This is a genomic window from Mesorhizobium sp. M0870 (assembly GCF_040319775.1).
GTDB lineage: Bacteria > Pseudomonadota > Alphaproteobacteria > Rhizobiales > Rhizobiaceae > Mesorhizobium.
In genome coordinates this window covers 222067-249055 of record NZ_JAMYOI010000005.1, presented here as the reverse complement: position 1 = coordinate 249055, position 26989 = coordinate 222067, and the positions used below count along the sequence as shown (strand labels likewise).

Below are 26989 nucleotides of genomic sequence, written 5' to 3'. Positions count from 1 at the left end.
GCGTACGGCTATTTTTCCCGCATGGCCCGGCGGAAGTTCTGCGTGATTGGCTCGGCGAGATAAGAGAGCACGGTGCGAGCCCCCGTCCGGATCATCGTCTCGCTCGACATGCCGGGCAGCAGCTTGCGGCCCTCCAGCTTGCCGAGTTCGCTTTTGTCGATCACAACCGTCGCGGCGAAATAAGGTGCGCCGCTGCGTTCCTCAACCATGCGGTCAGCCGACACGATCTCCACGACGCCCTCGAGCGGCGGCAGGTTGTAGCGAGCGAACGCCGGGAAGCTGACGCGCGCGAGCTGTCCGGGTGCGATCGTCTCGACATCCTCCGGCTTGACCATGGCCTCGACCACGAGTTGTTGTCCGAGCGGCACGATCGTCATCAATGTCTCACCGGGTTTCACGACGCCGCCTGCCGTATGGACCTTCAGGTCCATGACGATGCCGTCAACCGGTGCGGCGACGTTGGTGCGGTCAAGCACGTCCTTGGCGGAGCGCTCCTGCTGTCCGAGGTCGAACAACTCCGCCTCGACCTTGCTCAACTCATCGACGGCCTGGTTCAGCCGCACTGTGTTGAGGTTCAGGATCTGCATATCAATCTCGGCCATGGCGCTTCCGGCACGGGCGATTGCGGCAATGTTGGTAGCGCGCTCCCCTTCGATCTCCCGCTGTTGGCGTCTGAGCAACAGGTTCCGTTCGCGGGTGGTCAGCCCTTTCTTGAGCAGCCCCTCAAGGTCTTTGCTTTCATCCTCGATTGCCTCGATCTGTTTGTCTTCGGTGACGATAAGCTGCTCCAGTCCCGTTATCTCTTCCTCGACCTGGTGACGGCGCTGGCCGAGAATTTCCCGCTCGTCCTTCAGATTGTGGTGCTTCGCGGCAAACACGTCACGCTGTGCGGCCACCGCGTCCTTCACGGCCGTGGCGGGGTCTGCGAGCAACGCCGGATTGAACTCGATCCCGGTCTTGCCGTCACGCTCGGCCCTGAGACGCGCGGCCAGCGCCTCACGCGTTGCTATCCGGTTCTGGATCAGGTCGAGCTGCGCCTTTGCCTGCGTGTCGTCGAGCCGGACGAGGACCTTGCCGGTCTTGACGATATCCCCGTTGGCGGCGTTCAACTCTGCGATGATGCCGCCCTCGAGGTGCTGGATGAGCTTGCGGTCGCCGGCCACCTTGATAACGCCCGGCGCCACGGCGGCGCTGTCCAACGGCGCCAGTGCCGCCCAGCCCCCGGCCACGCCGAAGAACAGGAACATGATCGCGAACCCGGTGCAGGTCACGCCGGTGAGACGCAGCGGCACCGGTTCCAGCAGCGAGGGCGGGGGAAGGGGTAGCGGCACGACGTTCAATCCGGGGGGGCGGCTCATGCTTCCTTGACCTCTTTGATTTCCTTGACCACTTCAAGGGCTGGCAACTGGGCCGCCTTGGGCAGATGGGCCACCTTGCTGACACGGTTGGCGAGTTCGTTGAAGACATGGTCGCGCGGCCCGAAGAGATCCTGCTGACCTCTGTTGAGCACCAGTATCTTGTCTATCTTGTCCAAAAGGTTGGGGCGGTGCGCGATCAGGATAACGGTTGTGTTCGTGGCCTTGGCCACGCCGAGAGCAGCAATCAATGCCTCCTCGCCCTCTCTGTCGAGGTTGGAATTGGGTTCGTCGAGGATAAGCAGCGCGGGGTCGCCGTAGAGTGCCCGCGCCAGCCCGATGCGCTGGCGCTGCCCGCCTGACAGGACGGCGCCGGATTCGCCGATCTCGGTGGCGTAACCCTTCGGCAGTCCCTTGATCAGTTCGTGGACTCCTGCCAACTGCGCGGCCTCGACCACTTTGTTGAAGACCGCCGGGTTGAGCGTCGCGAAGCGGCAAATATTTTCGGACACGGTGCCGGCGAAGAGTTCGATGTCCTGCGGTAGGTAGCCGACATGACGGCCACGGTCTTCCGCCGCCCATTGGGCAACATCCGTTCCGTCCAGCAAGGCGCGCCCCGCGGACGGGCGCCAGGCACCGGCGAGTATGCGCGCCAGGCTCGTCTTGCCAGCCCCGCTCGGACCGATCAACGCCATCGCTTCACCCGGCTCGAGGCGGAAGTTGATGCCTTTCAGGATATGTTCGCCACCCTGTCGGGCAAGCACAATGTTCTCGGCCTCGAACCTGCCTTTCGGTCGTGGTAGCGGCAGAACCGGTGTGGATTCCCGGTGCTGTCCGGCGACAGCGGTGAGACGCCGATAGGCGGCACGCGCTCCGAGCGTCGCCTTCCATGTGCCGATGGCTTGCTCGACCGGTGACAATGCGCGGCCCATCAGGATCGAGGCGGAGATCATGATACCGGGCGAGGCCTCGTTGCGAAGTACCAGATAGGCGCCGAGGCCGAGTATCGCCATTTGCAGGGCCAGCCGGTGACAACGCGCGATAGCCGCGATGGCCCCACCCCGGTTGGCGGCAAGAACTTGTCCTTTGTTCGCCTCGTCCTGCTGTGCCTTCCAGCCCTCCAACAGGGGCTTCAGCATGCCCATGGCCTGGACGACCTCGGCGTTGCGGATTGCAGCCTCGGCCTGCACATATGCCCGCGACTGCGCACCCGCAGCCTCGGTCAAGGGCTTTCGCGTGACGTATTCGTTGAGCAGCGCCAAAGCGAACAGGACGATCCCGCCGCCGAGCGCCAGCCATCCAAGCCATGGGTGCATGACAAAAATGGCAGCGAAAAACAGCGGCGCCCAAGGAGCGTCGAGGATCGGGAAGACGCTCGGGCTGGTGCAAAAATTCCGCACCTGGTCCAGATCGCGCAATGGACGGGCGTTGGCCTGGCCGGGCGCCGAGGCGGCGTATTCCACCGATGCAGTCAGCAGAACCGGTCCCAGCCGCGCATTCATCCAGGAACCGACCTTGGCCAGAAGACGCCCGCGTATTACTTCCAACCCGGCGAGCGTCCCGAGCGCGGCCGCCGCCATCAGCGAAAGCATCACCAGCGTCTCCAGGCTATGGCTGCCGAGCACGCGGTGGTAGACTTGGAGCATGTAAAGCGCCCCGGTCAGCATCAGCACGTTGATGCCTCCGCTGAACCAGATCAGCGGCCGAATGGCGCGTTTGACCTCTTTCATGACTACCTGCAGGGCAGGGGGCTGTTGCTTGGTTTTCATCGCTATTTCTCTGGTGTGCGGAGTGACATCCGGCGCAAGGGATTGCAGTTAGTCCAGCCATAAGTTGCTATGGTGAGTGCCATCGAGATTCCCCCCTTTTTGAACGCATAAAGAAAAGGGGATCCCCCCAGATGCCCTACCCGAGTGCATCCCCCGAGTGCATCCGCTGGCGCGCTGACGCGCTGAACTGCGGCCTTTGATCCTCGATTGTGTCGCCGCCGACGAGGAGGCGTCCATTCCCGGTTCGATAGTATTGAGATCAATGTCCGCACCTGATCGAACGATATATACCTTTCGATAGATCAGGCCGGCGCAGGCGCTGCGGCGGGTATCACGGCCGATGCCATCACGCGGCTTTCCGGCCCCTTTGCCAGCTTCATGTCGATGCCAGTTGAAAGTGCTGGTGTCAGAGGAGGCCCGTTCCTGGACGCGCAGCGCCTTTGCCATGCGCCATCCAGGCCAGCTCCGCCCGGCTGCCGAGGTGCAGCTTTCGTAAACGTGGTATAGGTGCAACGTCGTCGATCTGCTCAACCAGCTCAAGACCGAGTGTCGCGCCGACTATCTCACTCGCCTCGGCTTCGTCGTCCTCGATGAACTCGGATCGTCTCACGCATCACTGTGAGATCATCGAGACTGTCAATGAGTGCGGGCGCTTCAAGAACCGCGCCTGATCACCCAACACGGCCAAGCTCATCCGCGCTCGCCGGGCTGCGCAACCCGATAAGCTCCGGCGATCGCTAAGCGACGTGCCCTACATAGAGGGCGACGCCGATCGGGCCAAGGCTTTTGACACGTATGGTTTGCTCCGGCGCGGGTATTCACTACGGCGCTTCTCCGCCAAGTCAATATTCCCATTTATACTGTCGACGGCGACCCTATCGAAAACGATATATATCGTTCGATATAGGTCAGAATACTACCAGACGGAAAGTTGACTTGCCATCCTTAGGCTGCGCCAAATTGACCCCTGAGCATCTGGGGTTTGTTAGCATTTCAAGTGGCATCTCAAGTGATGGCGGACGGGCAATCGTAGCTTTCTACGCCTCCGGAACTTACGCCCGTCAAGGCGTGCTCTGTTCCGGTTCTCGAAATCCACCATTTTCGGCGCGCCCTGACCTAATTCCAACTGACCCTGGAACAGCTCGATCACAATTGGGAGGAAGATTATGACTACGATTACCGCCACCAATCTCGTTCTCGACGAGCAGATCGGCTTACAGACCGTCACCGATGATAATGATGTCCTCCTCGACCAGACGCTGAGCGACGCGCTCATCGCTCTCGGCGTGCTTGGAATCAGTCCTACCGACCCCGCGACAGGCTTCCCGCAGGTGGCCGTCAACACCGCCCTCCTTGACACAACCGGAGCGACCGATCTGGCGCTGTCGATCCCCGCTGACGGCACGTCGAGCGGCCTCTTTACCGTCGACGGTGTGGAAATCTTCCTCTACAACCAAGACGGCATCATTTATGGGCGCGAGGCCGACGGGAATGGTGACGCCGATCCCGCTGGCGCCTTGGCGTTCGCGGTTGCGCTTGACGAGACTGACCTGTCATCGGCGCAGATTTACCTCATTCAATACGAACCGCTGCAGCACAACGTTCCTGGTGATCCTCCTGTCATTGACGATGACGACATCCTGTCATTTGCCCAGGGCAAGATCACACTGGATGTAACGACCACCGAACTTGTAACGACGTTTCAGGTGCTGGACTTCGCGTCGATCCCGTCAGGTAGCCCACAGGAGACACTCACGGTTGCGACAGCCGATCTCACTGACAATCACAGCGCCAAGTTTGATGGCATCATCTTCCCGGCAGGTGCAGTCACTGATCCGACGACCATCAACAAGAACCCCGGAACCAATGATGATCTGAATCCCGACGCCGTCGGCTTCGGTGTGAAGGGAGGCCAAGCCTCTCAGATGAATCAAAATGAGGGCTTCTTCGTCCAAGACGCGGCCTGGACTTCTGCCACTCCGGATGCGAACGAGATCGGCGGCATCAGGTTCGACGTCCAGGGCATAGGCGGTGTGAAGAGCGTTAACATCGAGTGGTGGACTATCGATAATGGGGTGATAGTTGAGCATGGCACTGACACAGTAACTTTACCTTCCGGCAGCGCCGTCTTTGAGAATTATACCATCGAGTCGGCGGATAGCGTCGATCAAATCTACGTTCGATTTACCTACGACACGAAGCAGAGCACCTCCGGTGTGCGCGTTGAGAACCTTGAAGTCGCGTTCCCATCATCGAGCGAGGTGACGGTCGTCAACCACGAGGATCTCGGGACGCACCTCGTGTTCGAGGATGCCGGGCCGACGTTCGACGGCATCACTGGTGATGCAACGCCGTTCCAGGTCGGATTGGCCGCCAATCAACAGGACACAGGGACGTTCGACCTTACTCCCGGAGCCGACGGCTCACACGTCACCATCACCCAATATACCGATCTCGGTGGCGCTGACATCGAGGAGATTCTCACCAACGACGGAACCACGCTGACGTACCGCGACGTGGCCACCGATACGGATCTTTACCAACTGAACGTGACCGACTCGGGATACACCTTCGACGTGCTCTTCACACCCCAGGGTGAGCAGTCCGACCTCAACTTCAATGCGGTCAAGTCGGGCGGTCCCCAGGAGACCTTGACAGTACCCACGGTGGATAACACCGGCAGCATCGTCTTTGACGGCCTGATCTTCAACGCTACGCCCGCAGCGGACGCGACCGAGGCAGCCTTTGTGCCGTTCAACACCACTCCACTGGGAGGCCCGACTGTAGCGGCTGACGACCTTAACCCCGATGCAGTTGGTTTCGGCGTGAAAGGCGGTCAGGCTTCGCAGATCAATAACAACGAGGGCTTCACCTTCTCCACTGCGGACGGGTCTGACATCAACAATCTAACCTTCGCGGTCGCAGGAATTGGAAACATCAACGCCATCACCGTAGAATCGTGGCTTTACGACGATGGCGGCAATCTGATCGATCACACCATCGAAAACGTTACTGGCTTGCGCTCGGGCAATCAGACCGTGACCATCGATGACGATGGTGGGCAAGCCTTCGACACGGCCTACGTTCAGTTCCACGTCGGCGGTGCCAACTCGGGTGTTCGCATCCTCGACTTCTCGACGAGCATCGAGGGCCCAGTTGACGATCAGCCGTTCGAATTCACTCTGGCAAACACCGACCTCGACGGGGATGCTGCTACGCAAACACTGAGCATCCTCGCAAGCCAGGACTTCATCGTTTGATGACGTTCTCGCAGCCTTCATTAGCTTCAACGCAGGCGATCCGGCCCCCTTCGAGGGGCCGGATGTTCAAGACACCAAGGCTCTGGACTCAAACCAGGCGACATGCAAAGCGGCGGCTTGCGGTGTATGCTGTGGCGGCTTTCCGACAACCAGCCTGTTTGGCTGAAGGAACCGGAGGAGGGGAGAGCCAGCAACCGCCAAGCCAATCTGAAATGCCCCGGTTATCAGGCGGGTCGGACCGAGAGCAGGCTGTCGCAATCGTCGAGAACAGAGGGTGTCACGGCCGATGCCATCGCGCGGCTTTCCGGCCCGCTGCCGGCCTCACGTCGATGCCCGTAAAAAGTGCTGCTTTCAGAGGAGGCCCGTTCCTGGGGGGGCGAGGCCTTTGCCGTGCGTCATCCAGGCCAGTTCCGTCCGGCCGCCGAGGTGCAGCTTCTCGTAGACGTGATGCAGGTGCATCTTCACCGTGCCTTCGGATAAATGCAGCCGCTGCGCGATGGTCTTGTTACGCAACCCGCGCGAGACGAGATCGGCGATCTCGGTCTCCCGCCCGGTCAGCCGGGACATTGACTGCGGCTGCGACCCGGGCATCAGCAGTTGCTGGACAATCTTGTTGTCGATCCACTTCTTGCCCGCCGCCACCGCATTCACGCATTCGATGAGAAAGCGATGGCTGATGCCGTCCAGAAACAGGCCGTCGACGTCGAGCGTCTGTATCTCCTTGACATCGAGCCTGCCGGTTGGCTGCACGATGAAGATGATGCCGAGAGCGCTGTTGCCAGCCTTCAGCCGTGAGGAGAGACCTGATGTCTGCTGGTCCGCGAGATCCACGCCCACGATGACGATATCAGGCTGATGGCGCTCCACATGAGCGAGAACGTCCACAGGGCGGCGACACTGGGCGACAACATCGTGCCCAGCCTTCTGCAACACCCACTCCAGACCGGCGAGATACACCCCCCGCGGGTCGGCGACAACCAAAGTCGACATACCAACACCGTCCGAAAAAAACGCAACGAACTTGGTTAAACACCCGTTAAATCAGGAAACCAGAGCCCAGGCAGATTGTCAAGGAATAGCTAATATGCATGTTGCTATAATGACAATCCGCCGTCTGCCAGGCGGATCGGCGCCGTAAAAAGCCAACCTATGATATGCCTGTCACTTTCAAGGTTCTAACGTCCCTTGCCGCGCGGCCCAGTCGTACGGGTACAGGCAGTAAAAATAGCCGGTGCGTTCGGTTGCGATGTATTTCAGATGCGTGCCATTGGGCAGCCAGACGATGTCGCCAGGGCGGCATTCGTGGCGGCCGTCATCCAGTTCGATCGTCAGCGTGCCTTCATGGATGAACAGCACCTCGTCATAGGTCACGGTCCAGTCGATCGAGGCGTTCTCCAGATACTCGATGCCACCGCCCATGGTCCGGCTGATCTCGGCATTGATCACGCGCGCGATCGACGACGTTCCGGTCGGCGTGACTGATGGCTTCAGAGTCAACTCGCTGTGCTTGAAAATCTTGGCCTTGGACATCGTCATCCTTTCTTTGCGCGAAGATTGGCTTTGGAGGGAGTGACGCCGGACGGAGCCATCCCGGCGAGCCATCTCGTCACCGGATCCAGCTTGCGCCCGGCATGTTCGAGATCGTCGCGCCGACGCACCGCGCCACGGACGAAATGCGCACCGACGAAGCGAAAGGGTTCGGGCGTGAAACCGCGCGCCACCGGACGCACCAGCGCCGAATGCGTCAGTTCCGATTCGCCGTCAGTCAGCAGGCCGGTGAGGATCTCGCCGCCGATATAAGCCATTGTCGTGCCATTGCCGGAAAAGCCGTAGCCGTAGACGACATCGCGGTTAGCGGGCAAAGCGCCGAACAGCGGCACGCCGCTGACCGTCCGGTCGATCGGGCCGTTCCACGATGTCTCGAGCGGGAAATCGGCGAGCGCTGGGTGGCCATCCCGCAGCGCGCGACGCATTTCGGCGACCCGTGGCGACAGGCCATGGAAACGCTGGTCGACGATGCCGCCGAAGCCAATGACGCCACCGCTGACGCCGACGGACAGCCGACCATCGCGCGTCGGAGACCAACCGCCAACGAAGACGCGGGAATCGATCATCAGCGGCGCCCGGCGGTAGCCGACCTTGTCGAGAAGGTCTGGAATGGGCTGTGACATGGCGTCGTCGCTGGAGATGTTGAAGATCGCAGGGGCCAGTTCCGGAATCGCGCCGGACCAGGCATTCATGGCAAGCACGACCTTGCCGCAGGACACAGTTCCTTTCGCCGTTTCCACCGTGAGCTTGCCACGTCGTGAAAACCGCTTCATCGGCGACTTTTCATAGATCCGAACGCCGCGGTTCAGCGCTGCACGACGCAGGCCGCGCACCAGGAACCCTGGATGCACAGTTGCCGACGAAGCGTCGAACGCACCGCCAAGGTGGCTCGTCGTACCGGCCATCGCCGCGATCTCAGGGCGCGAAACTCGCCGCGCCGGAACGTAGCCATGCGCTGCCAGCTTGTTTAACGCGTCGTCCCAGGCGCCAAGCTGTGCTTCGCACGTAGCGCCCCAGATCCAGCCGATGCGATCGAACCAGGCGTCGATTGCCTCGGCCTTGCAGAAAGCCTCGATGCCGCCGATCGCGGCTTCGGATGCCTTGATGATCGAAAGCGCGTCGTTTCCGTCGCGTAGCGCGGCAAGCGCGCTGTATTTGGTCCATGCCGAAAGCACCATTCCGGAATTGCGGCCGCTCGGGCCACCACCACAAATGTCGCGCTCTACAATGACAACATCGAAGCCTGGATTGTGCTGCTTGAGGCGAATGGCGGTCCACAGTCCGAGATACCCGCCGCCAACGATGCAGATGTCGGCCTGCGTTGTCTCTTCGAGCGGAGGCGCAAGGTCCGGGTCCTCGGGCAATGCCTGCCGCAGCCAATGGCTCCGCCAGCGGATGTCTTTTTCCGGCAACTGCATCACGATGCGCCTGCCGCGGACAGGCGGCGCTCCACCAGCCTGACCCAAAGACTGGCGCCCATCGGCAGGATAGCGTCGTTAAAATCGTAATTGGTGTCGTGCGCGGCGGCCTGGTGCGCGTCGTCCGCCTGGCCAAGCAAGAAATAGCAGCCCGGCCGCTGTTCCAACATGTAGCAGAAATCTTCAGAACCCATCTCGGGAGGCGGATCGACGACGAGACGTTCCGAGCCCATCACCTCGTTCGCAATCGCGATCATCGCGTCGGCTTGCGCCGGAGTGTTGATCGTCGGCGCGAAGGGCGTTTCGTAGCGAATATCGACGCTGGCGCCAAAAGCTTCAGCCTCGTTTTTCGCGATGCGGCGGATTGCCGTCTCCAGCGTCTTTTGAACCTGATGGTCGAAGGTGCGCACGGTGCCGGTCAGAAACGCCGCATCGGGGATGGTGTTGAAGGCTTCGCCGGCGCGCAGGCTGCCAACGGTGACGATTGCCGGAGAGTGCACATCGGTCAGGCGTCCGGGCAGGGCTTCTATCGCCAGCAGGATGCGCGCGGCGCTGGGAAGTGGATTGATCGCAAGATGCGGCATCGCCGCATGGCCGCCCCTTCCATGCACGACGATCTCGAAGCGATCGGCCGCCGCTGCCACCGTCTCATGGTGGACGGCGATCTCGCCCAGCGGCCGTTCGCAATTGTGCAGCGCGTAGACTTCATCGCAGGGGAAACGCTCGAAAAGGCCCTCATTCAGCATGGCGAGTGCCCCACCTCGGCCCTCCTCGGCCGGCTGGAAAATGAAATGCACGGTGCCGGCGAAGTCGGGCGAGCGGGCAAGCGCCGAGGCTGCGCCGAGCAGCATCGTCGTGTGACCGTCATGGCCGCAGCCATGCATCCTCCCGGGAATGCGGGACGCATGCGGCAGCGGCCGCGCCTCGGTCATCGGCAGGGCGTCCATGTCGGCTCGGATGCCAAGCCCGCGACCAGCGCCGAGCCTGCCCCTGAGCGTACCCACGACGCCTGTCCGACCGACGCCTTCGATCGTCTCGATGCCCCACGAGCGCAGTTTGTCCGCCACGAAACGCGCCGTCTCGAACTCTTCGAAGCCGAGTTCTGGATTGGCATGCAGATGCCGCCGCCAGGCCGTCATCTCTGTCTCCAACTGCTGCACCGATGGAACCAGTCTCATGCCGATGCCCTTGCGCGGAGAGTTTGCGAGCGGCTCTGAAGGATGGCGATGACACCAAGCAGGGTCGCCGAGAAGGCGATCAGCAGCACAGCGACGGCCGCGATAGCAGGGCTGATGGACTCGCGAACCCCGGAGAATATCATGCGAGGCAAGGTTCGCTCCGCGCCTGTCGAGAGGAAACTTGCGACGACGACTTCGTCGAAAGAGATGATGAAGGCGATGATGGCCCCTGTAATGACGCCCGGCGCTATCAGCGGCAGCACTACCTTGAAGAATGTGCGCATGGTGCCGGCGCCGAGCGATGCCGCCGCGCGAACCAATGTCCGGTCGAAGGTCGAAAGGCTGGCGACGACAGTCGTCAGCATCACAGGCACGGCCATCGCCGTATGCACCAGAATGATCGATAGCTTGTTGCCGACGAGTCCCAGTGTGGCGAAGAATGAAAAGGCCGCGACGCCGACGATGACAACCGGCGTCACCAAGGGCGCGGCGATGACCGCGTAGAGGATCCGTTTGCCGGCAAAATTGCCCCAGGCGAGTCCGATCGCCGCAGGTATGCCGAGCAGCAACGCCAGAACCGTGGTGGATATCCCGATGACGATCGAGTTCCACAGCGCGTTCGGCCAACGCTGGTCGACCCACAGTTCGGCATACCAGCGCAGCGACCAGCCCGGCGTCGGAAATGCCAGCGAATTGCTCGAGGTCAGCGACATAGGGATCACGATCAGCAGGGGTAGGATGATGAACGCCAGCAACGTCGCCGCATAGGCATACATCAGCCACTTCCGGAAGCGGTCGGCGCTCATGCGACATGCGCCTTGCGGCGGAAGAGGACGGACGCCGTCCAGAACAGCAACGCAAACAGGACGAGGATCATCAGCAGTTGCAGCGAAAGCGCTGCACCCATGCCCCAGTTCAGTGTGCTGTTCGTGTAGAAAGCTATGTAGCTGGAGATCATCTGGTCGGTCGGCCCGCCGACAAGCGTCGGGGTGATGTAATAGCCGAGAGCGAAGACAAAAACGATCGCCCCGCCAGACAGGATTCCTGGCAGGATCAACGGCAACTGCACGCGGCGCCATGCCGTGAGCCACGGCGCACCCAGCGAAAGTGCCGCGCGCATGTAGGTGGTCGGAACCCGCCGCATGACAGCGACGACGGAGAGCACCATCATGGGCAGCAGAACCTGAACCATCGCCAAATAGAGCGAAAAGCGTGTGTAAATGAGATTGAGCGGCTCGCTGACGATGCCGAGGCCAAGCAGCGTGGAATTCACGGGTCCGTTCTTCTGCAGCACGATAATCCAGATGACGGTGCGCACCAGCAGCGATGTCCAGAGCGGAAACAGGATCAGCGCGAACATGAGCTTCGACCAGGCCGGCGGCGCGCTGACAATTGCCTGCGCCAGCGGCACGGCGAGCACCGCGCAGATGACGGTCACCACGATGCTGATCCAGATCGTGCGCAGCAGCGCGTCGACGAAGATGGCGCGGTCGGCGGAAACGGCTTCGATCGAATTGTCCGCGCCTCGCTTCAGGTCCAGGCTCGCAAGCAGATAATAGTCCGTTCGCGCGCTTTGTTGACGCGCGATGACCTGCCAGAGATCGATGTCTTTCCAGCCGGCCTGTTTGGAGAGCACCTCGTCGCGCACGGGACGCATAGTCAGCTTGCCGTCGGCCGCATCCTTTGCCGTCTTGATGACGAGGAAACGGCTGCCGACGACGCGCTGGTTCACGAGTTGCGCCAGGACGCCTTCCTTCCCGGCGCGCCGCGCGTCGGCCAGGTCCTCGACGAGTGCTGCAAAGACGGGTTCGCCAGGCAGGCCGCTATCTGCTTTCCAGCCCGCCAGAGCGGCAATTGTACGCGGCAGGTTGTTCGAGAAATCCGAGTTGTCGACGGCCAGAGCGAGGAAGCGCGCCACCGGCCACAGAAACAGAATGACGACGAACAGGATAAGCGGGGCCGTCAACAGGGCGAGCATGCCGCCCCGTTGACGCCGCTTCATAGCCGGCTTTGCCCCGACCAACATGCCTAGGTTACTTCGCGAGCCAGGCCTTGAAGCGTTCTTCCAGTGCTTCCTTGTGCTCGGTCCAGAAGTCGTTGTCATAGGAGGCGCCGTACTGAAGGTGCTCCGGCGACGTCGGCAGGTTGGCCTTCCAATTCGCGGGAATGAGGTCGGCGGCTTCCTTGCGGCCGGTGCCATAGGCATAGAGTTTCGAGAAGCCGGCCTGGTTTTCAGGGATGGAGAACCACTTGAGGAGATCCAGCCCGGCCTGCTGGTGCGGCGCGCCCTTCACCACCGCCCAGTAGTCGGTGCCATAGAAGAAGCCAGCGTCCCATGCGATCGTATAGGGCTTCTTCTCGTTGATGGCTTCGTTGGTGATGCGCGCATTGAACCCGTCGCTGAGAGCCACTTCACCACTGTCGAGGTTCTGGATGCCCTGCGTCGTTGTGGACCACCAGACGACGTGCGCCTTGATCTTGTCGAGCATGGCGAAAGCCCGGTCGACGCCTTCTGGCGTGCCCAGCACCTTGTACATGTCCTCGCGCTTAACGCCGTCGGCCATCAGCGCGTTTTCCAGCGTGAACTGCGCCTGCTGGTAGAGGCCGCGCTTTCCCGGAAATTTCTCGACGTTCCAAAAATCCGCCCAGCTCTTCGGCGCGGCGTCGCCCTTGTAGACATCTGTGTTATAGGCAAGGACCGTGGCCCAGGTATCAGACGCGACGCCGCATTCGTGCAGGGTGCCCGGCAAATAATTGGCCGCGTCGCCTGTGATTTCTGGCGTCAGCGGAACGAACAGGCCTTCGGCGCAGCCGACTTCCATGGCGGGCGCTTCGACCGAGACGACGTCATAAGTGATGTTGCCCGCCTGCACCTGGGCACGCACCTTGGCGACCTCGCCGCCCCATTCTTCCATGACGATCGGAACGCCCGTCTTTTCGGTGTACTTGTCCCAGACCCCATCCTTGTAGGCCTTATCCCATGTACCACCCCAGCCGACCACTGTGACGGGTTCGGCCGCGGACACGGCAAAAGTCGAGGTCGCGAGGCAGATCGCGGCGGCAGATACGGTTTGCAGATAAGTCCTCATTGCAGTTCCCCTTTCTTTTTCGTTGTATATTTGATCAAATTTCAAGCGCAAAATTGGTTGATTAGCAACAGGAATTTGCGATACGGTGCAAAAAAGTGAAAAAGCCAAAGGGATTTGATCGAATGCTGCAAGGCACCAGAGACGTACGCGCCAATGTCAGTCTCGCTGCTGTTCTGGACGAGGCCCGACAGCGTTTCGCTGACGCCAACCCGAACAGCCTGGCGCGGCAGAACGAGGCCGCGGCATCGTTGCCGGGCGGCAATACGAGGGCTGTTCTATGGTATCCGCCATTCCCCGTATCGTTTGTTTCCGGCGAAGGCTGCAGGGTGACCGATCTGGACGGGCACATCTATGTCGACCTGGTCTCGGAATACAGTGCCGGTTTTTACGGTCATTCCGACAAGGCGATTTCGGCGGCCCTGGTGAACGTCATAGAGGGCGGCATCATGCTGGGTGCGCCCAACCGCTACGAAGCGCGCCTGGCTGCCGCGGTGGTTGACCGCTTTCCGGCCATCGAGCGCGTTCGCTTTTGCAATTCCGGCACTGAAGCCAACATCATGGCTATTTCGGCGGCTCGCGCCATCACGCAGCGCTCGAAGATACTCGCATTCCGCGAGGGCTACCACGGTGGTGTACTCACCTTTGCGCATGGCGGCTCGCCACTCAATCTACCGTTCCCCTTTGTCTTCGCCGACTACAACGATAGTGCAGGCGCCGTGGCGCTCATAAAGGAACAGGGCGACGAGCTTGCCGCGGTGATCGTCGAGCCGATGATGGGCGGCGGCGGCTGCATCCCGGCGACGCGTGAGTTCCTGGAAGCGCTGCGCGCGGCGACGAAGGAGACCGGGGCGCTGCTGATTTTCGACGAGGTCATGACTTCGCGCCTCGACTACCGCGCGCTCCACGGGGCGCATGGGATTTTTCCCGATTTCGTGACGCTCGGCAAGTATATCGGCGGCGGCGCCAGTTTTGGCGCATTCGGTGGACGCGCCGACCTCGTCGATCGCTTCGATCCGGCTTTGCCCGGTTCGTTCTCGCATGGCGGGACGTTCAACAACAATATTCTCAGCATGGCTGCTGGCTTCACCGGTCTGACCCAGGTGCTGACGCAAGAGGCGAGCCGCGCGATCAATGCGCGCGGCGACCGCCTGCGTGAAGCGATGAACGTTTCCCTTGAAAGGCGTGGCGTCGAGGGCATCGTCATCGGGCGAGGGTCGTTGATGAACCTGCATTTCGTCAGGGGGCCGGTGGATACTCCGGCGCGGCTCGACGATGCCGATCCTTCGGTGATTGCGCTTTGGCATATCGAGATGCTGTTGCGAGGGTACTACGTGACGCCGCGCGGCATGCTGGCGTTGTCACTGCCATCTGGCGACGCCGAACTCGACGGCTTCGCCTGCGCATTCGACGATTTCCTGTCGAGCAACCTCAAAATACTGCCGCGCCGGACAAACTGATGCTTGATCGCAAGGATGCCAGTGCCGGCTCGGCCGCGCAAAAGACAGCTCATGTTCGTGTACATACGGGCTTGAAGGAAGCACTGATGAACGGTGACTTCCTGCCCGGCCAAAGACTGGTCGTGCGACAGCTTGCCGAACAGTACCGGACCAGCGCCATGCCGGTGCGCGAGGCCTTGCGGCAACTCGTCAGCGACGAGGCGATGTTCGACCACCCAAATCGGGGCGTCATCGTCCCCGAGGCCACGGTGGCGCGTATTTCGGATCTGGTGCGTGTGCGCTGCAGCGTCGAAGGAACGGCGGCCGAGTGGGCCGCGACGACCATCACGCCCGAAGAACTCGATGAATTGGCGAAGCTGAACGGGCTGATGCGCGAATGCGTCGAGAGCAATGTCATGGCTAGCTATCTCGGCTTGAACAGGCGCTTCCATTTCACGATGTACCATGCCGCGCGGTCACCTCTCATCCAGCAAATCATCGAGAAATTGTGGCTGCAAGCAGGACCGTTCTTGAACATCGTCCGCTCGGACGTGACCTACGGCCTGGGCCTGGACCATCATGACGAAATGCTCGCGGCGCTGCGTCGCGCCGATGGCGCGGCTGCGCGCAAGGCGCTGGTGGCCGACCTGCGCGAGGCCGCCGACATCATTCTTCGCGCCGCCGCGGCGGCTGAGGCTCAGCCTGCGCGCAAACGCCCGGCTTCGGCACGCCGTGATCCCAAGGCGCAGGCGCGGTGATGGGCGGATCCCCGCGTGGCCCGGTTCATGTCGAGTTTCGTGGCGTCAGCAAGCGCTACGGGCAGACGGTCCAGGCGGTGCGTCAGCTCGACCTGGAAATCATGCGCGGCGAATTCCTGACGCTGCTGGGGCCTTCCGGGTCTGGCAAGACGACGGCGTTGATGATGCTTGCGGGGTTCGAAGATACTACCGAGGGCGAAATCCTCATTGACGGTCAGCGCATCGACAACGTTCCCGCCAATCGTCGCGGCATCGGCATGGTGTTCCAGAACTACGCGCTTTTCCCGCACATGACGGTCGCCGAAAACCTGGCTTTCCCGCTCGAGGTCCGCAAACTTGGCCGCGACGAGGTGACGCGACGTGTCAGGAACGTTCTCGACATGGTCCAGTTGCCCGAATTCGGCAACCGGCGTCCGGCGCAGCTTTCGGGTGGGCAGCAACAACGCGTCGCGGTTGCCCGCGCCCTGATCTTCGAACCGAATCTTGTCCTGATGGACGAACCGCTCGGCGCCCTCGACAAGCAATTGCGCGAGCAGATGCAGTTCGAAATCAAGGATATCCATGCCCGGCTTGGCGTCACGTTCGTTTATGTGACACACGACCAGACCGAGGCGCTGACCATGTCGGACCGGATCGCGGTGTTCAGCGCCGGCCGCATCGAGCAGCTTTCGACACCACGCGAACTGTATGAGCGTCCGACGGGCAGCTTTGTGGCGAGCTTCATCGGCGAGAACAACCGCATGTCCGGCACGGTGGTTGCCGGCGGTGAAAACGGTGGCGTGGCCGTCCGTCTCGACGATGGCGATCTGGTGTTGAACGCCATTTCCGCTGGCGCGACGCCCCCTGCGGGCGCCAGGGTGACGCTGTCGATCAGGCCCGAGCGCATGTCCTTATTGCACGATGGCTCCACCGCCCTCAACGTGATTGCGGCAACCGTCGTTCAGTCCGTCTATGTCGGGGATCACATCCGGCTCGTCGCTGTGACGGCGGGCGGCCTGAAATTCATTGTCAAGCTTGCCGCATCGTCGTCTCGGTCCGAACTCAATGCGGGCGAGGCGGTTCGATTGGGCTGTGGTCGTGAGGATTGCCTCGCGCTCGATAGATAACAACAAAAGGCAGACAAGGGAGAGTTCAACCATGAAGAAATCGCCGAAAGTCGTCATAACCTGTGCGGTCACCGGCTCGATCCACACGCCGACGATGAGCCCGTATCTGCCGATAACGCCGTCCGAGATCGTCGACGCCGCTGTCGGAGCAGCCGAAGCCGGAGCGTCGGTGATCCATCTGCATGCCCGCGATCCGGAGACCGGCAAGCCTACCCCTGATCCAAAGCTGTTTATGGATTTCCTGCCGCGCATCAAGCAGCAGACCGACGCCGTGATGAACATTTCCACCGGCGGCGGGCTGAAGATGACCCTCGAAGAGCGCCTTGAAGCCGCGCACGCTTCGAAGCCGGAACTCTGCTCGCTCAATATGGGATCTATGAATTTCGCCCTGCACCACATCGCGCCGAAATACACCGACTGGAAGTACGACTGGGAGAAGGGCTACCTGGAAGACACAAAGAAGGGCATCGTCTCCAACACGTTCGAGCAGATCGAGCGTATCATCGTCGAAGTCGGCCAGGCCTACGGCACGAAGTTCGAGTTCGAGTGCTACGATGTCAGTCACCTCTACACGCTTGCGCACTTTCTAGACCGCAAGCTGCTGAAGCCGCCGCTTTTCGTCCAGACGATCTTCGGGCTGCTGGGCGGAATCGGCGCCGACCCAGAAGACATGATGCACATGCGCAGGACGGCTGATCGGCTGTTCGGAGACGACTATCTCTGGTCGATCCTTGCCGCGGGCAAGCACCAGATAAATCTCTGCACGATGGGCGCGATCATGGGCGGCAATGTACGGGTCGGTTTGGAAGACAGCCTCTATGTCGCCAAGGGCACGCTCGCTAAGAGCAATGCCGAACAGGTTGCCAAGATAAAGCGCATTCTCAACGAGTTATCGCTCGAAATCGCGACGCCCGACGAAGCCCGTCAACTGCTGGATCTCAAGGGCGCAAACGAGGTCGGGTTTTGACGCCCGGCATCGAAACCTATGTCGGCGTCGTGCATCCTTGGATGTGCGACGCGATGGGCCATCTCAACGTTCGTCATTATGTGGCCATGTTTGATGACGCCAGTTTCCAGTTGCTGGGCAGGATTGCCGATCCTCGTTTGACGCCGACCCTCGGCTGGGCGGATGTGAGGATGGAGATCGACTACGTGCATGAAACCGCGGTGGGAACTCTGGTCACCGTTCGCAGCGTTATAGAAAAGCTTGGGAAATCGTCGCTGACTTATCTGCATGAAATGCGCGGTACGCTGGACGGAGTCCTGCATGCGCGCATGCGCACTGTAACCGTGCGCTTCGATCTTCAAGCGCGGAGCAAGATCGAGATCGAAGGCGAAGCCCGGCAGGCGAGCGCGAAACTCCCGAGGGGTGAAGCCGATACGCGTGGGTGACGGCGAGAATGTCTGGTGACGGCATCGTTAGCCGCATTGGCGTCACTGAGCGAGATGCTGTAGGTCGCTGAAGGCTTCTACTAGGAAGGTCAGATATAGCCGCTATCGCACAGGACACCGCATTGGGCAGCCCGCCACAATCGGCCATTGCGTACGATAGTGGGGTTTGAAGTGGTAGCGGGAGAGGGACTTGAACCCCCGACCCCAGGATTATGATTCCCGTGCTCTAACCAACTGAGCTACCCCGCCAGGGCGGCGAAAGGCCCGAAATCCGCCTCAAATCGAAAGGCATGTCGGAGGCGTTCGCCAAGGTCGCGCGGATATAAGGTTGGGAGGGTGAGCCTGTCAAGCTTCGAAGCAACCGGCTTGCCGGCTTATCGTCATTATCGAAAAGCTTTGCCGTGCGGACATTTGGTTGCCGCCGCCGGGGTTGAGTTCGAAGGGGCACGTCGCTATGTCTCGGCCAAGAGTTTTTAGAGTTTGAAACAGATGAAGCCGCGCATAGCAGTCCTCGGTTGCGGATACTGGGGCAGCAACCACATCCGCACTCTCAAGGCGCTCGGCGCGCTGCACGCGGTCTCCGATACCAACCGGGCTCGGGCAGAAGGCTTCGCCAGCGAGCAGGACTGCCTGGCGATCGAGCCGGACCAGTTGTTCGTGCGTGACGATATCGACGCCATCGTCATGGCGCTGCCGCCGCAATTCCATGCCGACCTTGCCGTGCGTGCCGTCGCGGCCGGCAAGGACGTGCTGGTGGAAAAGCCGATCGCGCTGACGGTTGCCGACGCCGAGCGCGCGGTGCGGGCGGCCAAGGACAATGGCCGCGTCTTCATGGTCGGCCATGTCCTGCGCTTCCACCCCGCTTTCGAGACGCTGAAAGGGCTCATCGACAAGGGCGAACTCGGCGAAGTGCGCTACATCCACTCGCACCGCCTCGGCCTCGGCAAGTTCCACACCGAGAACGATGCGCTGTGGGACCTGGCCCCGCACGATTTGTCGATGATCCTGGCGATCACCGGCACCGAGCCGATCGAGGTGCGCGGCGAGGGCGCCGCGCTGCTCGACAGTCTCAGCGATTTCGCCCATCTGCACATGCGCTTTCCGAACGGCCTGCGCAGCCATCTCTTCACCTCGCGGCTCAACCCCTATCGCGAGCGGCGGCTCACCGTGGTCGGCACCAAGGCGATGGCGGTGTTCGACGATGTCGAGCCATGGGAACGCAAGCTTGCCGTCTACCGCCACGCGGTGTGGCAGGACAGCGGCCAATGGGCCTTCACCACCAATGAGCCGTCCTATGTCGCGGTTGCCCAGGGCATGCCGCTGACACGCGAGCTGGAGCATTTCATCCAGTGCATCGAGACGCGTGCCGAACCGCGTACCAGCGGCGAGGAAGCGATCAGGGTGCTGCGCATCCTGACCGCCGGCACGGTCACCCACACCAAGTCGAATTCCTGAAGCGCGGATTATTCGGCGGGTATCTTATTCGGCAGGTATCTTATTCGGCAGGAATCTGGGCCGGCCTGGCGGCAAGCCGGGTCAGCATCGCCTCGGCCTCGGCGCCACGCTCCGAACGCTCGATGAAGCCGCCGCCGAACACGCGAGCTTCGTTGCCGTCATCGGAGTAGAGCACGCAGGCCTGGCCCGGCGCGATGCCGGATTCGCCGTCGACCAGTTCCACCCATGTGGCACCGGCACGATGATGCAGCACGGCCGGGCGCGGCGGCCGCGTCGAGCGGACCTTGGCGAACAGCTCAAGGCCGCCTGCAGGGACGTCTGTGAGCGGTCCGTCGCCCAGCCAGTTCATATTGCGCAGATAGATCTTGTGCGTCTCCAGCGCCTCGCGCGGGCCGACCACGACGCGAGCGCGGTCGGCATCGAGATGGACGACGTAAAGCGGCTCGCCGGAAGCGATGCCGATGCCACGGCGCTGGCCGATCGTGTAGCACAGGATGCCCTCATGGCGGCCGAGCACGCGGCCGTCGATGTGGACGATGTCGCCCGGATTGGCGGCGGTCGGCTTCAGCTTGGCGATGATGTCGGAATACTTGCCCTGCGGCACGAAGCAGATGTCCTGACTGTCCTGCTTGGCGGCAACCGCCAGCCCCATCTCCTCGGCAATGGCGCGAACCTGAGGCTTCGGCAGGCCGCCAAGGGGAAAGCGCAGATAATCGATCTGTGCCTGCGTGGTGGCGAACAGGAAATAACTCTGGTCACGGTCGGCGTCGACCGGCCTGTAGAGCGCGCGGTGGGCGCCGTTGGCGCCGGAACGGATGTAGTGGCCGGTGGCCAGCGCGTCGGCGCCGAGCTCCTTGGCGGTGGCCAGGAGGTCGGCGAACTTCACCGTCTGATTGCAGGAAACGCACGGGATCGGCGTCTCGCCGGCGACGTAGCTCTCGGCGAAGGGATCGATGACCGCCTTGCGGAAGCGTTCCTCGTAGTCGAGCACATAATGGGGGATGCCGAGCGTCTCGGAGACACGGCGGGCATCGTCGATGTCCTGCCCGGCGCAGCATGAGCCGGCGCGGTGCGTCGCCGCGCCGTGGTCGTAGAGCTGCAAGGTGACGCCGACGACGTCGTAGCCCTCACGTTTCAGCAGGCCGGCGACGACAGAGGAATCGACACCGCCCGACATGGCGACGACGATGCGGGTGTTTTCGGGACGTCCGGGAAGATCGAGACTGTTCATGATGCTTTCGTTCTGCACGGCGCCTCAATGCCAATGTCGAGAATATAGGTCAAGCTTTACCGGCGCGCCAGCGTGCAGGGCGATTCACCGGTTGCGTCCGATCTCCGCCAGGGGATGCATTTTCCCCGGCAAATCAGGGTTTGCGGGCAGATGTTTCAAATGCCGGCGAAAAGACTAACGCGGCGTTCATGATCCTTACCTAGTCATTAGGGTCTGCTTAGGCAATTTTTAAAGCTGTGGCGGTAACGTGGCGGGGATTGGGTCTTTGAGTTTTTTGTAGAGAGTACGATGACCGATCTGGTTAGACCGAGAGTCAAATATGTTATCGGGCCTGACGGCAGCCCTCTTACGATTGCCGATCTGCCGCCGACCAATACACGTCGCTGGGTTATCCGGCGTAAGGCGGAAGTGGTTGCGGCCGTGCGCGGCGGGCTTTTGAGCCTGGACGAGGCATGCCAACGCTACAAGCTCACCACCGAGGAATTCCTGTCCTGGCAGGCGTCGATCGACGAATATGGCCTTGCCGGGCTGCGCACGACACGCATCCAGCAATACCGGCACTGACCATCGCGAATTTAGACGAAGGGCGCGGCTAACCCCGCGCCCTTCTGTTTTTCACCGCTCCCGCTCAGAGCGACAGCACAACCTTGCCGATCGGCTTGGTGGCGAGGAAGGCGTGAGCGGCCCCCGCCTGGTCCAGCGGGAAGCTCTTCGCCACATGGACGGCAAGCTTGTTGGCATCGATCAACCGAGCCAGTTCCAGCAGGCCCTCACTGTCGGGCACGACGGACATACGCTCGACCCGAATGTCTCGCGCGCCGGCCTGGGCCCTTGTGTTGTCGCTGACATCGAGCAATGACACCAGCACGCCGCCACGCTTGAGCACCTTCAGCGAGCGTTGGGCGTGGTCGCCGCCCATTGGATCCAGCACCAGATCGATGTCGCGGACCTGATCGGTGAAATCGCCCTTGGTGTAGTCGATGACTTCGTCGGCGCCCAGTTTGCGGACGAAATCGAGCTTGCCCGGGCTGGCCGTGGCGACGACGTAGGCGCTGCGCGCCTTGGCGATCTGCACCGCCAGATGACCGACGCCGCCGGCTCCCGCATGCACCAATACGCGCCGATCCGATTTCAGTCGGCCGTGACGAACAAGCCCTTGCCAGGCGGTGAGGCCGGCCAGCGGCAAGGCGCCCGTCTGGAGGTGGTCCGCGCCCTTCGGCTTCAGTGCGATTTGATCGGCAGGCACGGCAGCCAGCTCGGCATAGGCCGCCGCCTGCTTGGGGAAGCGCGGCATGCCGAACACCTCGTCGCCGATCTTGAAGCCGGTGACGCCGGGGCCGAGTGCTTCGACAGTTCCCGAGATGTCCCAACCCAGGATGAAGGGCGGCTCGCCGAGCAAGGGGTAGTAGCCGGCACGGACGGTCGCCGTCGACCGGATTGATGCCTGCGGCCTTGACGCGAACCAGCACTTCGCCGGCCTCTGGCGTGGGATCCGGCTGATCGGCGATGACAAGGACGTCGGGTCCGCCGACGGATTTCTGGATAACGGCACGCATTGAGATGTCTCCTGCTCGGTTGATGCCACTATCATTTGGATAGTAATAGTCTCTTGTCCAGTATGTACCTTCCTGATATATACGCACCCCATGGATAGTGAAGATGATTGCGGTTTCGGCTATGATGCGTTCCGGCGGACGTGTCCTTCGCACACCGTGCTGGAGATGCTGGCCAGCAAATGGGTCTATCTGGTGGTTTGCGCGCTGCGCAAAGGCCGGCTGCGCAATGGCGAGCTCGCCCGCAAGCTCGAAGGCATCACGCCGAAGATGCTGACGCAGACGCTGCGGGTGCTCGAGCGCGACGGCCTGGTGCGGCGCGAGATCTTCCCGGTCATTCCGCCGCGCGTCGAATATGAATTGACCGAGCTCGGCCAGAACCTGGCGGGACTGCTTACCCAGATCAGGTCATGGGCGGAGCAGCATGCGCCGGATATCAAGGATGCCCGTGCAAGGGCAATTGCCGAGAGTGAAGGGGATTGGGCCGCGTAGGGCGGATTCATTTTTCCCGCCGGAGCCGCAAGCCGCGACAATGCGCCAGCCTGATGGCGGGCGTTGGCGCGGCAAACCGCCAGGTCTTAGCCGATCATGGCGCTGCGGCCACCGACTTCCGCTTCGCGGATCTTCGTGTCGCGCGATTCCAGCATTTCCGCCTTGGAAAGCTCCGCTTCAGCTTCGCCGAGTAATGATTCGGCGGCGCTTCGCTGCTGCGCGAGGTCGCTTTGGGAATTCCTGAGGTTGTCGCGGCGCAGGCGAGCCGCCTTGGCGAAGGTTGGATAGGCGAAATGGTTGATGTCGGTGATGCCGGCCTTCTTTTCCTCGGCGGTGATCTGAAGCTCCAGTTCGACGGCCATGCGTTCGAACTCGGCGATCATCATGTCGAGCTGCAGCAGCTGCCGCCGCTTCTCATTCACCTGAAACTGTTTCAGCCGAACGAGGTTTTCACGTGACTTCATGATTCGGTACTCCCGGAAACGCACACCCGCATCTATCGTCCAAACCACCTGGAAACGCCCAGGCCGCACCCGTGTCCACCGCCTTTCCCCGAACTATGGGAAACAAAACCCTAAAGTTTTTTGCCGACGGTAACCATTCGTTTACGGGCATTGTTAATCATACGGGTCAGGACTTAAGGCCGGGTAAAAATTCCGGCCACCGATGCGGAAGCGACGTCGATGAGTCCCTGGAGTCGCTTAGTCCAGGTTGTTAATGTGTTGCATTAGGAATTTGGTTCTGAGATTCGTTATTAGATTCAAGAGGGTGTAGAAAGAGGTTAAAAAATCTGGTACCGTCATCGACGGGAAATTAGGATTTGTTAACCATTCAATGGCAGCCTCTGCACAAGGCAACCACTGCTCCGGGTCCGGACGGGTCGTGAAATGGTCCGGCAGCAGAAAAGGGGAATGAAATGCGTGTTCTGCTGATAGAAGATGACAGTGCAACCGCACAAAGCATCGAACTGATGCTGAAATCGGAAAGTTTCAACGTCTACACGACCGATCTCGGTGAAGAGGGCGTCGATCTAGGCAAGCTCTACGACTACGATATCATTCTTCTCGATCTCAACCTGCCTGACATGTCGGGCTACGAGGTCTTGAGAACGCTTCGCCTTTCCAAGGTCAAGACACCTATTCTCATCCTCTCCGGCATGGCCGGCATCGAGGACAAGGTGCGCGGCCTCGGCTTCGGCGCGGACGACTACATGACCAAGCCGTTCCACAAGGATGAGCTGGTTGCCCGCATTCATGCCATCGTGCGGCGCTCCAAGGGCCACGCCCAGTCGGTCATCACCACCGGCGACCTGGTGGTCAACCTCGATGCCAAGACCGTCGAAGTCGGCGGCCAGCGCGTGCACCTGACCGGCAAGGAATACCAGATGCTGGAGTTGCTTTCGCTGCGCAAAGGCACCACGCTGACCAAGGAAATGTTCCTCAACCACCTCTATGGCGGCATGGACGAGCCTGAGTTGAAGATCATCGACGTCTTCATCTGCAAGCTGCGCAAAAAGCTCGACGCGGCATCAGGCGGTCAGAACTACATCGAAACGGTCTGGGGACGCGGCTATGTGCTGCGCGAACCGGAAGACATTCGCGTCAGCGCCTGAGCGACGAATCGTTCGAATCTTTTCAATAGAAAACCCGGCTTCGGCCGGGTTTTTGCATGATGGGCTGGTAACACTCTGTTTTTGGGCTTCCGAGCAGACAACCGTCACGCACTTTTTCTGGAATTGCTCAAGGATGCCGAATCAGGTGCGCTCTTCAAGGTGCGAAAGCGCTCGAGCAGCTGCGGGCGGTTGAATGGCTTCAAGAGATAGCCCTGGGCGCCGGCGCGCTTGGCCCGCATGATCGAAGCAATATCGAGCTCGACCAGGGAAATCAGGATCTGCGGCCTTATCGGGCTCTCCATGGCGCGGACGCGGCGGATGAGATCGACCGCCGGTACGTCGGGCAAGGCGCCATCGACGACGATGATGTCGGGCATGTCGGCGGCGCACATCTCCAGCGCGTCAAGTCCGCTGGCAGCCTCGATGACAATCATTTCGGAGCCGCCCAGGATGCGTTTTGCAACCTTCCTGATGACGCTTGAATCGTCGACGAACATGCAGCGTTTCATTTCCGGGTCCTCTTTGCCTTCTGGCAGTCCGGTAGCGTCGGGGGCATCCAGGGCGGACCATAGGCCAATCTGGTAAAGAAGCCGAAAAGGCGTTAGGTAAAATTTTTACAAAGATGGGCAGGTGCCTGCTTTTATTCGCGAATGCTTTGGCACTGCCTGGACGAACAGATGCCTCCCAAGTCGATGAGCTGGAATTACAGATTTCAGTGTAGAAATACTTCGCTTTATCGGCTGCGCAATCAGGCCGCAGAAAGCACGATTTCTTCCGGCGTCGCGTGGATCGATATCGTCATGCCGGCTTCGCGCGCCAGAAGCAGCGTGTAGTAGGGCTGCACGGAATGCGCGTCGATCGGTTCCTCCGGCTTGTGGCCGGAATGCAGTTCGAGGAACTTCGGCGGCACACGCAGCATCGGGCCAGCCGACGCAAGCGCGAAACGCGGTTCGGTCTCAAGATTTTCCAGCGTCACGGAAAGCTTGCCGCCGCGCGGAATGGCGGCATTGGCGACGAGGATCAGGTTGAGCAGCAGCTTGACCTTGTTCTTGGGCAGCAACGCGCGGGGCCCGTTCCAGGTCAGTTCCGGCTTTTCGTTCTTGAGGAAGGCGATGGCGACCGCTTCGGCATCGCCGGTATCGATCAACATGCCGGCCGAGCCGGCGGCACCGAAGGCGATGCGGGCGAACTGCAGGCGGGCCGAAGCGTTGCGGGCGCTCTGGCGGATCAGCTTCATGGCGTCCTCGTCGGCGCCGCCTTCATCAAGCAATTCGAGCCCGTTGTTGATCGCGCCGACCGGCGAGATGATGTCGTGGCAGACCCGACTGCACAAAAGCGCTGCCAGATCGGGTGCGGAAAGGGTGAACAGATCGGCCATCGGCGAAAAATCCCTGCAAAATCTCACAACTCGTGGCCGGGCGATCGATCGTCGCCTGCCACACGAATCACGCACTCTCTCCTCGGGCTTTCTGAATACACAGCGCCCGTGCGTGCAGCAACAAATCCAAATTGTGGTTGTGGCAAATGGCGTGTTCACGCAGGCTGCCGGCCCCACTTGAGCGACCCCAAACAGCCTTCGAACCGCCATGTTCATGTGTGAGCTTAATGGTTGAAAAAGGATTACGGCATAGTTTGCCCTAACAGTTACCCTTAACGGCCGGCTAAAAGAGCCGTACGGGGTGCGAGGCGTCGGCGAAGGTGCTCCCTGACGGAGATTGGAAGCATGTTTTCCCGATACTACGACCGGAGCTTTCTCCGTGTCTTCTCAATGGCGGTCACGCTCCTGGGCGTTCTCGTCTTCTCGACTTCAGCCCTGCGGGCCCAGGAATACACCGCTCAGGAGATTGTCGATTCCGGTCACAAATTTTTTGGCGCGACATCGGGCGGGCTCGCCACGGTGATCGAGAAGATTTTTGCCTCCTACGGCCTGCCCAACGGCTATCTGCTGGGCGAAGAAGGCTCGGGTGCGCTGATCGGTGGCCTGACCTATGGCGAAGGCACGCTCTACACCAAGAATGCCGGCGACCACAAAGTGTTCTGGCAAGGCCCGTCACTCGGCTGGGATTTCGGCGGCGAGGGGTCGCGGGTGATGATGCTGGTCTACAATCTCGACGATGTGGGCAGCCTCTACAACCGCTATGGCGGCGTCGCCGGTTCGGCCTATGTGGTGGCTGGCGTCGGCTTCAACGTGCTGAAGAACAACAATGTGATTTTGGTGCCGATCCGCACCGGTGTCGGTGCCCGGCTTGGCGTCAATCTCGGCTATCTGAAGCTTACCGAGCGCGCCACCTGGAATCCGTTCTAAGCTGAAGTCCTTGGCTGTCGTTGCCCAAAACC

Annotated in this window: 25 protein-coding genes and 1 tRNA gene; 11 read left to right on the top strand and 15 right to left on the bottom strand. The window is 61.1% G+C overall.

The window, feature by feature from the left end; genetic code table 11:
- Positions 1-8: 8 nt before the first annotated feature.
- Together NKH97_RS08955 and NKH97_RS08950 are read right to left on the bottom strand one after the other, a co-directional pair.
- Positions 9-1358, bottom strand: coding sequence for an HlyD family type I secretion periplasmic adaptor subunit (locus NKH97_RS08955; RefSeq protein ID WP_352773824.1), 1350 nt, complete (start codon positions 1356-1358; stop codon positions 9-11).
- Entirely contained in the window at positions 1355-3124 is a 1770-nt protein-coding gene (locus NKH97_RS08950) for a type I secretion system permease/ATPase (protein WP_352759528.1), read from the bottom strand. Before NKH97_RS08950 ends, NKH97_RS08955 begins: the two co-directional genes overlap by 4 nt.
- Before the next feature lie 1166 nt (positions 3125-4290).
- Between NKH97_RS08950 and NKH97_RS08940 the strand changes: the two genes are divergently transcribed.
- The gene (locus NKH97_RS08940) at positions 4291-6384 is read left to right on the top strand and encodes a DUF5801 repeats-in-toxin domain-containing protein (protein WP_352796213.1); all 2094 of its coding nucleotides are present in this window, start codon (positions 4291-4293) and stop codon (positions 6382-6384) included.
- Between the two features lie 351 nt (positions 6385-6735).
- On the opposite strand, the gene NKH97_RS08935 is transcribed toward NKH97_RS08940, so the two are convergent.
- From NKH97_RS08935 to NKH97_RS08905, 7 genes are all read right to left on the bottom strand, one after another.
- Positions 6736-7374 carry a response regulator transcription factor gene (locus NKH97_RS08935; protein WP_352773822.1) on the bottom strand — a complete coding sequence of 213 codons (639 nt, stop codon included), beginning with the start codon at positions 7372-7374 and terminating at the stop codon, positions 6736-6738.
- A gap of 177 nt (positions 7375-7551) precedes the next feature.
- The gene (locus NKH97_RS08930; protein WP_164893115.1) at positions 7552-7914 is read right to left on the bottom strand and encodes a EutQ-related cupin domain-containing protein; all 363 of its coding nucleotides are present in this window, start codon (positions 7912-7914) and stop codon (positions 7552-7554) included.
- 2 nt (positions 7915-7916) lie between these two features.
- Positions 7917-9350 (bottom strand): NAD(P)/FAD-dependent oxidoreductase, encoded by a 1434-nt coding sequence (locus tag NKH97_RS08925; RefSeq protein WP_352796209.1) that lies wholly within the window; start codon positions 9348-9350, stop codon positions 7917-7919.
- Entirely contained in the window at positions 9350-10528 is a 1179-nt protein-coding gene (locus tag NKH97_RS08920) for an amidohydrolase (protein WP_352796206.1), read from the bottom strand. Before NKH97_RS08920 ends, NKH97_RS08925 begins: the two co-directional genes overlap by 1 nt.
- Positions 10525-11334 carry an ABC transporter permease gene (locus tag NKH97_RS08915; protein ID WP_128306010.1) on the bottom strand — a complete coding sequence of 270 codons (810 nt, stop codon included), beginning with the start codon at positions 11332-11334 and terminating at the stop codon, positions 10525-10527. Before NKH97_RS08915 ends, NKH97_RS08920 begins: the two co-directional genes overlap by 4 nt.
- Complete coding sequence (locus NKH97_RS08910; RefSeq protein ID WP_352796203.1) at positions 11331-12506, bottom strand: ABC transporter permease; 1176 nt, start codon at positions 12504-12506, stop codon at positions 11331-11333. The genes NKH97_RS08915 and NKH97_RS08910 overlap by 4 nt, the downstream gene beginning before the upstream one ends.
- A 55-nt stretch (positions 12507-12561) precedes the next feature.
- On the bottom strand, positions 12562-13725 hold the full coding sequence (locus tag NKH97_RS08905) for an ABC transporter substrate-binding protein (protein ID WP_128306012.1): 1164 nt from the start codon (positions 13723-13725) through the stop codon (positions 12562-12564).
- A 14-nt stretch (positions 13726-13739) separates the two neighbouring features.
- On the opposite strand from NKH97_RS08905, the gene NKH97_RS08900 reads away from it, so the two are divergent.
- The 5 genes from NKH97_RS08900 to NKH97_RS08880 are packed head-to-tail and all read left to right on the top strand — an operon-like array spanning position 13740 to position 18309.
- Positions 13740-15074, top strand: a complete 1335-nt coding sequence (locus NKH97_RS08900; protein WP_352796199.1) for an aspartate aminotransferase family protein — start codon at positions 13740-13742, stop codon at positions 15072-15074.
- Positions 15074-15811, top strand: coding sequence for a GntR family transcriptional regulator (locus NKH97_RS08895; RefSeq protein ID WP_127321023.1), 738 nt, complete (start codon positions 15074-15076; stop codon positions 15809-15811). The genes NKH97_RS08900 and NKH97_RS08895 overlap by 1 nt, the downstream gene beginning before the upstream one ends.
- Positions 15811-16917 (top strand): ABC transporter ATP-binding protein, encoded by a 1107-nt coding sequence (locus NKH97_RS08890; RefSeq protein ID WP_352796195.1) that lies wholly within the window; start codon positions 15811-15813, stop codon positions 16915-16917. The genes NKH97_RS08895 and NKH97_RS08890 overlap by 1 nt, the downstream gene beginning before the upstream one ends.
- Before the next feature lie 31 nt (positions 16918-16948).
- On the top strand, positions 16949-17884 hold the full coding sequence (kce, locus tag NKH97_RS08885; protein ID WP_352440332.1) for a 3,5-dioxohexanoate:acetyl-CoA acetone transferase: 936 nt from the start codon (positions 16949-16951) through the stop codon (positions 17882-17884).
- On the top strand, positions 17881-18309 hold the full coding sequence (locus NKH97_RS08880; protein WP_352630095.1) for an acyl-CoA thioesterase: 429 nt from the start codon (positions 17881-17883) through the stop codon (positions 18307-18309). The genes kce and NKH97_RS08880 overlap by 4 nt, the downstream gene beginning before the upstream one ends.
- A 172-nt stretch (positions 18310-18481) precedes the next feature.
- Here NKH97_RS08880 and NKH97_RS08875 read toward each other — a convergent pair.
- A tRNA-Met gene (locus tag NKH97_RS08875) sits at positions 18482-18558 on the bottom strand.
- 240 nt (positions 18559-18798) lie between these two features.
- Here NKH97_RS08875 and NKH97_RS08870 point away from each other — a divergent pair.
- Positions 18799-19764, top strand: a complete 966-nt coding sequence (locus NKH97_RS08870; protein ID WP_352773821.1) for a Gfo/Idh/MocA family protein — start codon at positions 18799-18801, stop codon at positions 19762-19764.
- A gap of 40 nt (positions 19765-19804) precedes the next feature.
- On the opposite strand, the gene mnmA is transcribed toward NKH97_RS08870, so the two are convergent.
- Positions 19805-20995 (bottom strand): tRNA 2-thiouridine(34) synthase MnmA, encoded by a 1191-nt coding sequence (gene mnmA, locus NKH97_RS08865; protein ID WP_352796190.1) that lies wholly within the window; start codon positions 20993-20995, stop codon positions 19805-19807.
- A gap of 288 nt (positions 20996-21283) precedes the next feature.
- Between mnmA and sciP the strand changes: the two genes are divergently transcribed.
- Positions 21284-21559 (top strand): CtrA inhibitor SciP, encoded by a 276-nt coding sequence (sciP, locus tag NKH97_RS08860; RefSeq protein WP_013529904.1) that lies wholly within the window; start codon positions 21284-21286, stop codon positions 21557-21559.
- A 64-nt stretch (positions 21560-21623) separates the two neighbouring features.
- On the opposite strand, the gene NKH97_RS08855 is transcribed toward sciP, so the two are convergent.
- Positions 21624-22508, bottom strand: a complete 885-nt coding sequence (locus NKH97_RS08855; protein ID WP_352796187.1) for an NADP-dependent oxidoreductase — start codon at positions 22506-22508, stop codon at positions 21624-21626.
- Between the two features lie 133 nt (positions 22509-22641).
- On the opposite strand from NKH97_RS08855, the gene NKH97_RS08850 reads away from it, so the two are divergent.
- Entirely contained in the window at positions 22642-23040 is a 399-nt protein-coding gene (locus tag NKH97_RS08850; protein WP_023809911.1) for a winged helix-turn-helix transcriptional regulator, read from the top strand.
- 86 nt (positions 23041-23126) lie between these two features.
- Here NKH97_RS08850 and NKH97_RS08845 read toward each other — a convergent pair whose 3' ends face one another.
- Positions 23127-23504 carry a flagellar export protein FliJ gene (locus NKH97_RS08845; protein ID WP_013529907.1) on the bottom strand — a complete coding sequence of 126 codons (378 nt, stop codon included), beginning with the start codon at positions 23502-23504 and terminating at the stop codon, positions 23127-23129.
- A gap of 452 nt (positions 23505-23956) precedes the next feature.
- Between NKH97_RS08845 and ctrA the strand changes: the two genes are divergently transcribed.
- Positions 23957-24652 (top strand): response regulator transcription factor CtrA, encoded by a 696-nt coding sequence (ctrA, locus tag NKH97_RS08840; protein ID WP_006203583.1) that lies wholly within the window; start codon positions 23957-23959, stop codon positions 24650-24652.
- A 104-nt stretch (positions 24653-24756) separates the two neighbouring features.
- On the opposite strand, the gene NKH97_RS08835 is transcribed toward ctrA, so the two are convergent.
- Positions 24757-25161 carry a response regulator gene (locus NKH97_RS08835; RefSeq protein ID WP_024504503.1) on the bottom strand — a complete coding sequence of 135 codons (405 nt, stop codon included), beginning with the start codon at positions 25159-25161 and terminating at the stop codon, positions 24757-24759.
- 239 nt (positions 25162-25400) lie between these two features.
- Positions 25401-26030, bottom strand: coding sequence for a histidine phosphotransferase ChpT (chpT, locus tag NKH97_RS08830; RefSeq protein WP_024504504.1), 630 nt, complete (start codon positions 26028-26030; stop codon positions 25401-25403).
- Positions 26031-26420: 390 nt separating this feature from the next.
- Here chpT and NKH97_RS08825 point away from each other — a divergent pair, with 390 nt between their 5' ends.
- Positions 26421-26957, top strand: a complete 537-nt coding sequence (locus tag NKH97_RS08825; protein WP_245273156.1) for a DUF1134 domain-containing protein — start codon at positions 26421-26423, stop codon at positions 26955-26957.
- Positions 26958-26989 lie beyond the last annotated feature (32 nt).

Bases quoted from the DNA above. Each gene is read 5' to 3' on its own strand.
- NKH97_RS08955 (WP_352773824.1), bottom strand. From the start codon at position 1,358: ATGAGCCGCCCCCCCGGATTGAACGTCGTGCCGCTACCCCTTCCCCCG.
- NKH97_RS08950 (WP_352759528.1), bottom strand. From the start codon at position 3,124: ATGAAAACCAAGCAACAGCCCCCTGCCCTGCAGGTAGTCATGAAAGAG.
- NKH97_RS08940 (WP_352796213.1), top strand. From the start codon at position 4,291: ATGACTACGATTACCGCCACCAATCTCGTTCTCGACGAGCAGATCGGC.
- NKH97_RS08935 (WP_352773822.1), bottom strand. From the start codon at position 7,374: ATGTCGACTTTGGTTGTCGCCGACCCGCGGGGGGTGTATCTCGCCGGT.
- NKH97_RS08930 (WP_164893115.1), bottom strand. From the start codon at position 7,914: ATGTCCAAGGCCAAGATTTTCAAGCACAGCGAGTTGACTCTGAAGCCA.
- NKH97_RS08925 (WP_352796209.1), bottom strand. From the start codon at position 9,350: ATGCAGTTGCCGGAAAAAGACATCCGCTGGCGGAGCCATTGGCTGCGG.
- NKH97_RS08920 (WP_352796206.1), bottom strand. From the start codon at position 10,528: ATGAGACTGGTTCCATCGGTGCAGCAGTTGGAGACAGAGATGACGGCC.
- NKH97_RS08915 (WP_128306010.1), bottom strand. From the start codon at position 11,334: ATGAGCGCCGACCGCTTCCGGAAGTGGCTGATGTATGCCTATGCGGCG.
- NKH97_RS08910 (WP_352796203.1), bottom strand. From the start codon at position 12,506: ATGCTCGCCCTGTTGACGGCCCCGCTTATCCTGTTCGTCGTCATTCTG.
- NKH97_RS08900 (WP_352796199.1), top strand. From the start codon at position 13,740: ATGCTGCAAGGCACCAGAGACGTACGCGCCAATGTCAGTCTCGCTGCT.
- NKH97_RS08895 (WP_127321023.1), top strand. From the start codon at position 15,074: ATGCTTGATCGCAAGGATGCCAGTGCCGGCTCGGCCGCGCAAAAGACA.
- NKH97_RS08890 (WP_352796195.1), top strand. From the start codon at position 15,811: ATGGGCGGATCCCCGCGTGGCCCGGTTCATGTCGAGTTTCGTGGCGTC.
- kce (WP_352440332.1), top strand. From the start codon at position 16,949: ATGAAGAAATCGCCGAAAGTCGTCATAACCTGTGCGGTCACCGGCTCG.
- NKH97_RS08870 (WP_352773821.1), top strand. From the start codon at position 18,799: ATGAAGCCGCGCATAGCAGTCCTCGGTTGCGGATACTGGGGCAGCAAC.
- mnmA (WP_352796190.1), bottom strand. From the start codon at position 20,995: ATGAACAGTCTCGATCTTCCCGGACGTCCCGAAAACACCCGCATCGTC.
- sciP (WP_013529904.1), top strand. From the start codon at position 21,284: ATGACCGATCTGGTTAGACCGAGAGTCAAATATGTTATCGGGCCTGAC.
- NKH97_RS08850 (WP_023809911.1), top strand. From the start codon at position 22,642: ATGGATAGTGAAGATGATTGCGGTTTCGGCTATGATGCGTTCCGGCGG.
- NKH97_RS08845 (WP_013529907.1), bottom strand. From the start codon at position 23,504: ATGAAGTCACGTGAAAACCTCGTTCGGCTGAAACAGTTTCAGGTGAAT.
- ctrA (WP_006203583.1), top strand. From the start codon at position 23,957: ATGCGTGTTCTGCTGATAGAAGATGACAGTGCAACCGCACAAAGCATC.
- NKH97_RS08835 (WP_024504503.1), bottom strand. From the start codon at position 25,161: ATGAAACGCTGCATGTTCGTCGACGATTCAAGCGTCATCAGGAAGGTT.
- chpT (WP_024504504.1), bottom strand. From the start codon at position 26,030: ATGGCCGATCTGTTCACCCTTTCCGCACCCGATCTGGCAGCGCTTTTG.
- NKH97_RS08825 (WP_245273156.1), top strand. From the start codon at position 26,421: ATGGCGGTCACGCTCCTGGGCGTTCTCGTCTTCTCGACTTCAGCCCTG.